Source organism: Streptomyces sp. NRRL S-340, from assembly GCF_000720185.1.
In the GTDB taxonomy this organism is placed as follows: Bacteria; Actinomycetota; Actinomycetes; order Streptomycetales; family Streptomycetaceae; genus Streptomyces.
In genome coordinates this window covers 115,523-122,944 of sequence record NZ_JOIY01000021.1, presented here as the reverse complement: position 1 = coordinate 122,944, position 7,422 = coordinate 115,523, and the positions used below count along the sequence as shown (strand labels likewise).

Annotated in this window: 10 protein-coding genes; 6 read left to right on the top strand and 4 right to left on the bottom strand. The window is 73.5% G+C overall.

Annotated features, from left to right (window positions below):
* The 4 genes from IG64_RS18410 to IG64_RS18395 form a co-directional block, all read left to right on the top strand.
* Positions 1-924: acetate--CoA ligase family protein (locus tag IG64_RS18410; protein WP_037857489.1), on the top strand; the 924-nt coding region annotated here is incomplete at its 5' end.
* Positions 925-973: 49 nt separating this feature from the next.
* Positions 974-1,570 carry a DUF5998 family protein gene (locus IG64_RS18405; RefSeq protein ID WP_037857488.1) on the top strand — a complete coding sequence of 199 codons (597 nt, stop codon included), beginning with the start codon at positions 974-976 and terminating at the stop codon, positions 1,568-1,570.
* Positions 1,570-2,763: an alkaline phosphatase family protein gene (locus IG64_RS18400; protein WP_037857486.1), complete on the top strand. Its 1,194-nt coding sequence runs from the start codon at positions 1,570-1,572 to the stop codon at positions 2,761-2,763. Before IG64_RS18405 ends, IG64_RS18400 begins: the two co-directional genes overlap by 1 nt.
* 53 nt (positions 2,764-2,816) lie before the next feature.
* Positions 2,817-3,476, top strand: coding sequence for a thymidine kinase (locus IG64_RS18395; protein ID WP_037857484.1), 660 nt, complete (start codon positions 2,817-2,819; stop codon positions 3,474-3,476).
* Between the two features lie 4 nt (positions 3,477-3,480).
* Here the strand turns inward: IG64_RS18395 and IG64_RS18390 are convergent, their stop codons facing one another.
* The 3 genes from IG64_RS18390 to IG64_RS18380 are packed head-to-tail and all read right to left on the bottom strand — an operon-like array spanning position 3,481 to position 4,784.
* Positions 3,481-3,687, bottom strand: a complete 207-nt coding sequence (locus tag IG64_RS18390) for a DUF397 domain-containing protein (RefSeq protein WP_037857483.1) — start codon at positions 3,685-3,687, stop codon at positions 3,481-3,483.
* A 36-nt stretch (positions 3,688-3,723) separates the two neighbouring features.
* A complete protein-coding gene (locus IG64_RS18385) occupies positions 3,724-3,930 on the bottom strand; it encodes a DUF397 domain-containing protein (RefSeq protein WP_037857481.1) in 207 nt (68 codons plus the stop codon).
* Positions 3,927-4,784 carry a helix-turn-helix domain-containing protein gene (locus IG64_RS18380; protein WP_037857527.1) on the bottom strand — a complete coding sequence of 286 codons (858 nt, stop codon included), beginning with the start codon at positions 4,782-4,784 and terminating at the stop codon, positions 3,927-3,929. The genes IG64_RS18385 and IG64_RS18380 overlap by 4 nt, the downstream gene beginning before the upstream one ends.
* 151 nt (positions 4,785-4,935) lie before the next feature.
* Here IG64_RS18380 and IG64_RS18375 point away from each other — a divergent pair, with 151 nt between their 5' ends.
* On the top strand, positions 4,936-5,400 hold the full coding sequence (locus IG64_RS18375; protein ID WP_234438546.1) for an ATP-binding protein: 465 nt from the start codon (positions 4,936-4,938) through the stop codon (positions 5,398-5,400).
* 17 nt (positions 5,401-5,417) lie between these two features.
* On the opposite strand, the gene IG64_RS18370 is transcribed toward IG64_RS18375, so the two are convergent.
* Entirely contained in the window at positions 5,418-6,233 is an 816-nt protein-coding gene (locus IG64_RS18370) for a VOC family protein (protein WP_037857479.1), read from the bottom strand.
* 243 nt (positions 6,234-6,476) lie between these two features.
* Here IG64_RS18370 and IG64_RS18360 point away from each other — a divergent pair, with 243 nt between their 5' ends.
* Positions 6,477-7,328 (top strand): sulfurtransferase, encoded by an 852-nt coding sequence (locus tag IG64_RS18360; protein WP_037857476.1) that lies wholly within the window; start codon positions 6,477-6,479, stop codon positions 7,326-7,328.
* Positions 7,329-7,422: the final 94 nt, after the last annotated feature.

The following is a 7,422-nucleotide window of genomic DNA, read 5'->3' as shown; positions in this document are numbered from 1 at the left end:
CCCGGTTTCCGCCCGGCACCGCTCCCCGCGCCCCCCGCCCCCGTCCCGTCGGGCGGCGGTCCGCGGCTCATCCCCGCCTACCCCGCCGCCGAGCGTGCGGTGCGGGCCCTCGCCGAGGCCGTGCGGTACGGCCAGTGGCGGCGCGAGGCGGCCGAACCCGGCAAGGTGCCCGAGTACGACGACATCGACGAGAAGGGTGCCGCCGCCCTCATCGGCGGGCTCCTCGCGCGCGGGCAGGGCCTCACCCTCGGCACCGAGGAGACCTGCGAGCTGCTCGGCCGCTACGGGATCCACGTCCGCCGGGCCGTCCCCGCGTCCACCCCGGACGCCGCCGCCGAAGCCGCCCGCGTCCTCGGCTACCCGGTCGCCCTGAAGGCCACCGCCCCGCACCTGCGCCACCGCGCCGACCTGGGCGGCGTGCGCCTCGACCTCGCCGACGAGGAACAACTGCGGCGTGCCTACGCGGAACTGACGGGCCTGTTCGGCAGCCCGCAGGAAGTGCGGCCGGTGGTGCAGACGATGGCACCCCGCGGCGTCGACACCGTCGTCCGGGCCGTCATCGACCCGGCGGCCGGTGCGGTGCTCTCCTTCGGGCTCGCCGGAGCCGCCTCCCAGCTGCTCGACGACATGGCGCACCGCCTGGTCCCGGTCACCGACCCGGAGGCCACCTCCATGATCCGCTCGATCCGGACGGCCCCCCTCCTCTTCGGCTGGCGCGGCTCGGCGCCGGTCGACACGCCTGCCCTGAAGGAACTGCTGCTGCGGGTGTCCCGCCTGGTCGACGACCACCCCGAGGTCGTCGCGGTCACCCTGGAGCCGGTCGTCGTCGCCCCGCGCGGGCTGAGCGTGCTCGGCGCGAGCGTGCGCCTCGCGCCCCCGCCCGTCCGCGACGACCTCGGCCCGCGCACCCTCCCGGTCTACTGACCGGATCCCCCGCACCGACGGTGCCTCGCAGTCAGTGCCTCCCCGTAGGATGGACGGCATGGCCAAGACCAGTACGACGACCCAGGGGCTGCGGGCGGCGATCGAACGCAGCGGCTACTACCCGGCTCTCGTGGCCGAGGCGGTGGAGGCCGCCGTGGGCGGCGAGCCCATCCGGTCGTACCTGGTCCACCAGGAGACCACCTTCGACCAGAACGAGGTACGGCGGCACGTCACGGTGCTCGTCCTCACCGGCAACCGCTTCATCGTCAGCCACACCGACGAGCAGGCCGAGGACAGCACCTCCCCGACGCCGTACGCCACCACGTCCACCGAGTCGGTCAAGATCGGCCGGATCTCGTCGGTCGTGGTCAGCCGGGTCGTCGCCAACCCGGAGCAGTACAAGCCGGGCACCCCGCCGCGCGAGGTCGTCCTCACCATCGGCTGGGGCGCCGTCTCCCGCATCGACCTGGAGCCCGCCGCCTGCGGCGACCCGAATTGCGAGGCCGACCACGGCTACACCGGGAGTTCGACCGCCGACGACCTGAGCCTGCGCGTCAGCGAGGCCGGGGACGGTCCGGAGACCGTGCGCCAGGCCCTCGACTTCGCCCAGGCCATCTCCGAGGCCACCGCGGACGTCACCCGCTGATGTCGGCACAGCCCACCGCCTGGGACCACCCCGAGCCCCTGGCCGTCGCCTCCGCGCCCGTCCCCGAGTACGGCTCGGGCTCGCTCGCCGACCTGCTGCCCACGCTGGCCGCGGGCATGGGCGTACCGGAGACGACGGCCGCGATCGGCGAGCTGACCCCCACCGACCGCGCCTGCGTCTTCCTGATCGACGGGCTCGGCTGGGAGCAGCTGAGGGCGCACCCCGACGAGGCGCCCTTCCTGACCTCCCTGCTGGGCAGCTCGCGCGGCGGCACCGGCCGCCCGCTCACCGCCGGCTACCCGGCCACCACCGCGACCTCCCTCGCCTCCGTCGGCACCGGCCTGCCCCCGGGCGCGCACGGCCTGCCCGGCTACACGGTGCGCGACCCGGCCACCGGCGGTCTGATGAACCAGCTGCGCTGGCAGCCGTACACCGACCCGCGCGCCTGGCAGCCGTACCCCACGGTCTTCGAGCTGGCCCACCGTGCGGGGGTGCACGCCGCACAGGTCTCCTCCCCGACCTTCCAGAACACCCCGCTGACCAAGGTCGCGCTCAGCGGCGGCACCTTCCTGGGACGGCTGACCGGCGAGGACCGCATGGACGTGGCGGCCGGGCAGCTCGCCGCCGCCGACCGCGCCCTCGTCTACACGTACTACTCCGAACTCGACGGCGCCGGCCACCGCTACGGGGTGGACTCCGACGCCTGGCGCGGCCAGCTGATGTGCGTCGACCGGCTGGTCCAGCGCCTGGCCGAGCAGCTTCCGCCGCGCAGCGCCCTCTACGTCACCGCCGACCACGGCATGGTCGACATCCCGTTCGACGAGGAGCACCGCCTCGACTTCGACGAGGACTGGGAGCTGCGGGCGGGCGTCGCCCTGCTCGGCGGCGAGGGCCGCGCCCGCCACGTCTACGCGGTGCCCGGCGCCGCGGGCGACGTGCTGACCTGCTGGCGCGAGGTGCTCGGCGAGCAGTTCTGGGTGGCCTCGCGCGACGAGGCGATCGAGGCCGGCTGGTTCGGTCCGCGCATCGACGAGCGCGTGTACGCGCGGATCGGCGACGTCGTCGCGGCGGCCCGGGACGACGTCCTGCTCATCGCCTCCGAGCGGGAACCCAAGGAGTCCTCGATGGCCGGCAACCACGGCTCGATGACCCCTGCCGAGCAGTTGGTCCCGCTCCTCGAAGTACGCTCCTGAAGCTTCCGCCCCCCCTTCCCTCACCGACCTCGCCGAAAGGTGCCCGCCCCCTCATGCCCGAGCTGGTGTTCTTCTCCGGAACCATGGACTGCGGGAAGTCGACACTGGCTCTCCAGATCGAGCACAACCGCTCGGCGCGCGGCCTCGCCGGCATGATCTTCACCCGCGACGACCGGGCGGGCGAGGGCAAGCTGTCCTCACGGCTCGGCCTGGTCACGGACGCGGTGGAGGTCGAGGACGGTGTCGACCTGTACGCCTACCTCGTCGACCACCTCTCCCGGGGCGGCCGGGCCGACTACGTGATCGCCGACGAGGCGCAGTTCCTCGCCCCGGAGCAGATCGACCAGCTCGCCCGCGTCGTCGACGACCTGGAGATCGACGTCTACGCCTTCGGCATCACGACCGACTTCCGCTCCAAGCTGTTCCCCGGCTCCCAGCGCCTGGTCGAACTGGCCGACCGGGTCGAGGTGCTCCAGGTCGAGGCCCTGTGCTGGTGCGGCGCCCGCGCCACGCACAACGCCCGCACGGTGGGCGGCGTCATGGTCGTCGAGGGTGCCCAGGTGGTCGTCGGCGACGTCAACCAGTCCGAGGACGAGGTGGGCTACGAGGTCCTGTGCCGCCGCCACCACCGCCGCCGCATGACGGCGGCCTCCGCCCGGGCGGGGGCGCTGTCACCGGACGTCCTCCCGGTGGAACCCGGCACCCGCCGCTGAAGCGTCAGCCGCGCCGCACCGACCCGACGAACCCGGCCCAGGCCTCACGCGAGACGGTGACCATGAGCCCGGCGGCGGCCTTGGAGTCCCGGACGTGGACAGCAGCCGCAGCGTCAGCGACCTCCACGCATTCACCGCCTTCGGCTCCGCTGTAGCTGCTCTTGTACCAGGTGAGGCCGGAGGCGACGATCGAGGACTCGGCGGTGTTCATGGCGATCCCATCAGCCCTTCGGTGAACTTCGAAGCGTCAGGCGCGCCGCGCCAGTCCGACGAACCCGGCCCAGGCGTCACGCGAGACGGTGAGCACGGGCCCGGCGACGGCCTTGGAGTCCCGGACGTGGACAGCAGCCGCAGCGTCAGCGACCTCCACGCATTCACCGCCCTCGGTTCCGCTGTAGCTGCTCTTGTGCCAGGTGAGGCCGGAGGCGACGATCGAGGACTCGGCGGTGTTCATAGCTCTCCCAGCAACCCTTCGATGAACTCCGTTGACTCTCGCGGACTGAGAGCCTGCGATCGGATGATCCCATAGAGTGCGGCGGCCAGGACCCCTTGCTCCGGGTCGGTCTCCAGGGAGCCGATCCCTCGTGCCTCTGCATACACGAACTTCTTGCCGTCCTTGCGTGTGACGACGGTGAACGGTCCGTTCACGCCCGCGTTGTCCTCACGGTCGAGCGGTATGACCTGGATCTCGACGTTGCGCATCTCTGCCACCAGCAACAGATGTTGCAGCTGCTCGCGCAACACCGCCCTGCCTCCGTACGGACGTCGCAGAAGTGATTCGTCGAGGACGAAGCTGAGGAACGGAGCCGGGCGACGCTGGAAGATGTCCTGCCGGGCCACTCGTGCCGCTACACGCTGCTCGATGGTCTCCTCGTCCAGTGGGGGCCGCCTCATCGCCAGAAGCGTCCTCATGTAACCCTCGGTCTGCAACAGGCCGTTGAGCACCGGCATGCTGTACGAGACGAGTTCAACAGCCTCCTTCTCCAACACCGCCATCCCCTGGAAGAACGCCGGATACTGAGCCCGCTCCACCTGCTCCTTCCACAGACACAGCAAGCCCCCCGCCTCCAGAACCTCGTCGGCCCGCTCGATGGTCCGGGGGGACGGAATCCGGCGGCCCTGTTCGAACGACGCGATCGTGGACGCCGAGTACCCGAGCTGCCGCCCGAACTCCTCGCGTTCCAGGCCCACCCGCAGCCTCAGCGTCTTCAGGGTCTGCCCGAACGCGGTGACGACACCGCGCCCCGCCTCGTCCCCGGGCCGCTGCCCGGCCTCCGCCCCCGCCTCCGCGCCCTCGCGCTCGGTCATGCGCATCACCGCCTCCTCTGCCCCAACGCCGTCGGACACGGCGGCGTCACGGCGCACGGCTCCGACGCGCGGGGACACGGCGCGTACAGGCACGCCCTGTCGCAGCGTCACCCCTGGTCACGCCGTGCGTCCCGGCAGGACAGTGACCGGCATGACGACGAGACCGACCGCCCCCACCGGCGGCAGCGTGGCCACGGACTTCGAGATGAGCTTCACCTCCACACCCCGCGGGGCGCGCCTCGCCCGCCGTCTGGCAGCCGTCCGCCTGGACGCATGGGGTGTCCCGTACGACACCGAAGCGCACGACACGGTCGTGCTGATCGTGGCCGAACTCGCCGCGAACGCCGTGCGGCACGGTCACGTACCCGGCCGGGACTTCCGTCTCCGCCTCCGGTACACGCCCGAGGACCGTACGGTCCGGGTGGAGGTCACCGACGCCCGCGCCGAACGCCTTCCGCGCCACCCGGTCCCGCCGGGGGACGGCGACGGCGCGCCGGAGTCCGGCCGCGGCCTGCTCCTCGTCGCGCACTTGGCCACCCGCTGGGACCGGCACCCGCGTCCGGACGGACCGGGCAAGACCGTCTGGGCGGAGTGCACGGTCCCCTCACACGACTGACGGCGCGGGCGCCACGGTCAGTGTCCGCTGTGCACCAGCGTGAACCGGGCCCCCTCGCCGTCAGCGACCGCGGCCGCCCGGCCGTGGGCCGTCTCCGCGGGCGCGGCGAGGACGCGCCCGCCGAGCGCGGTCACGCGCTCCAGCGCCGCGTCCACGTCGTCCACCTCGAAGTACGTCGTCCAGTGCGAACCCCCGTCGTGCCGCAGGGCGGGGCCGATGCCCAGGATCCCGGCGACCGGGCGGCCGTCGAGGTACAGGGTCACGTGGTCGGCGGCCTGCGCACCCGCGCCGTTCCCGGCGCGCCGCTCCTCGTAACCGAACAGCGTCCCGTAGAACTTGGCGACGTTCGCCGTCTCGTACGTCCGCAGTTCGTTCCAGACGGGCGTACCGGGCACCCCGCCGGCGTCGGGGCCGCGCTCGGGCGGCATCTGCCAGACGCCGAAGACCGCCCCCGAGGGGTCACAGCCCAGCGCGAGCCGGCCGACCTCCCCCGCGTCGAGCGGCCCGACCCCGACCGTGCCGCCGCACAGCCGTACCGTTTCGGCCGTCAGATCGACGTCGTCCGAGGCGAGGTACGGGGTCCAGGCGACGGGCAGGTGCCGGTCCGGCGGGAGCAGGCCGATGCCCGCCACCTGCCGCCCGTCCTGCAGCGCGCGCACGTAGGGACCGAGCTGGGGCGGACCCGGTTCGAACTCCCAGCCGAACAGCTCCCCGTAGAAGGCCTGCGTCGCCGTCATGTCGTGGACCATCAGGCTCACCCAGCAGGGTGCGCCGGGCGTGTGCCGGGCGGGTGTCCGGACGTCCCGTGCGGCCGGCTCCGGTGCCTGAGTCATCGTCACTCTCTTCTCCGGCCCCTCGCGGTGGCCGTGTCGCTTCCGCTCTTCCCCGGACCCCGGTCGACGACCGGAGGATGCCCCCTGTGCGGTGTCCTGACCGTTTCGGCGCGCTTGCCGGCGGATGTCGATCGAGCGCACAGCATGTGGCCGATCCCGTACGCCTGGTGATCGGACCTGTCCGGCCGAGCAGAGTAGCGGGACCGGGACGCGACGGCCACCCCGTGCGCGAGGATGGTGACCATGAACGCCATCATCTCCGCACCCGATCTGGCGGCGGCCCTCGGGGGGCCGAACCCGCCGGTCCTGCTCGACGTCCGCTGGCAGCTCAGTCTCGCCAGGGCCGCCGGGGAGCCGCCCTTCGACGGGCGTGCCGCCCACGCGGCCGGGCATGTCCCCGGCGCCGTCTTCGTGGATCTCGACCGTGAACTCGCCTCCGCGCCGGGCGCGCACGGCCGCCACCCGCTGCCCGCCACCGCGGAGTTCGGCGCGGCGATGCGCCGCGCCGGGGTCAGCGCCGGCCGGCCGGTCGTCGTGTACGACGGCGGGCAGGGCTGGGCGGCGGCGCGCGCCTGGTGGCTGCTGCGCTGGACCGGGCATCCCGACGTACGGGTCCTGGACGGTGGCCTGGCGGCCTGGGACGGTCCGCTGGAGACGGCGGTTCCCGAACCTGCCGAGGGCGACTTCACGCCCTCGCCCGGCGCCCTGGAACTGCTGGACGCCGACGCCGCGGGGGAACTGGCCCGCTCCGGCGTCCTGTTCGACGCGCGCGCGGGGGAGCGCTACCGGGGTGAGGTGGAGCCCGTCGACCGCGTCGGCGGCCACATCCCGGGCGCGGTGTCCGCCCCCACGACCGAGAACGTGGGCCCCGACGGGCGTTTCCTGCCCGCGGGTGTGCTGCGGGAGCGGTTCCGGGCGCTGGGCGCGGCCGAGGGCACGCACGTGGGCGTGTACTGCGGCTCGGGCGTCTCCGGCGCGCACGAGGTGCTGGCCCTGGCCGTGGCGGGCATCCCGGCGGCCCTGTACGTGGGTTCGTGGTCGGAGTGGTCCTCGGACCCGTCCCGGCCGGTGGCGGTGGGAGCCGACCCGCAGTAGGCGCGGGCGGCGCGTACGCCGGGGAGGGCCGCGCCGGTCGCGCGGCCCTGAGCCCCGTGAACCCTGTACGCCGGGGCCTTGGACCCCGTACGCG